Source organism: Sphingobium sp. ZW T5_29 (assembly GCF_044987515.1).
In the GTDB taxonomy this organism is placed as follows: domain Bacteria; phylum Pseudomonadota; class Alphaproteobacteria; order Sphingomonadales; family Sphingomonadaceae; genus Sphingobium.
Map to the genome: position 1 here is coordinate 1 of NZ_JBJDRM010000045.1, position 510 is coordinate 510.

Genomic DNA, 510 nt, shown 5'->3' on the forward strand with positions numbered 1-510 from the left:
GTGCGCGCCACCACCATCGAGAAAGAGATCGACATCTCCGGCGCGGAGCTGGTGGATCAGCTCCTGCAGCGCGTCTACGGTGATGCGGCGGCCGCCGATATCCCTCGCAAGGTGCTCGTGCCCGAGTTGCCTGATGACGCCGAGCAGCTTGAGCTGTGGCTTGAGGAACGACGCGGGAAGCGAGTCTCCCTGAAGCTCGCGCAGCGCGGACGAATGGCGGACATGCTGCGCACAGCCACGACGAACGCTCAGCAGGCGCTCATCCTGCACAAGACCCGGCGGACGAGCGACTATGTCGCGCGGACCCAGGCGCTCACCGATCTGCAGGAGGCACTCGGCATGGCCGAGGCACCGCTGCGCATCGAGTGCTTCGATATCTCGCACCTCTCGGGAACCAACGTCGTCGCATCGATGGTCGTGTTCGAAGACGGCCTGCCGCGCAAAGATCAGTACCGCACGTTCTCGATCACCGAGACCACGGACGACACCGACTCGATGTATCAGACGCTC

Annotated in this window: 1 pseudogene; it reads left to right on the forward strand. The window is 64.3% G+C overall.

The annotated features are described in order from the left end of the window. Nucleotides 1-510, forward strand: a pseudogene (locus ACI3KQ_RS15985) (hypothetical protein); the annotation flags it as partial.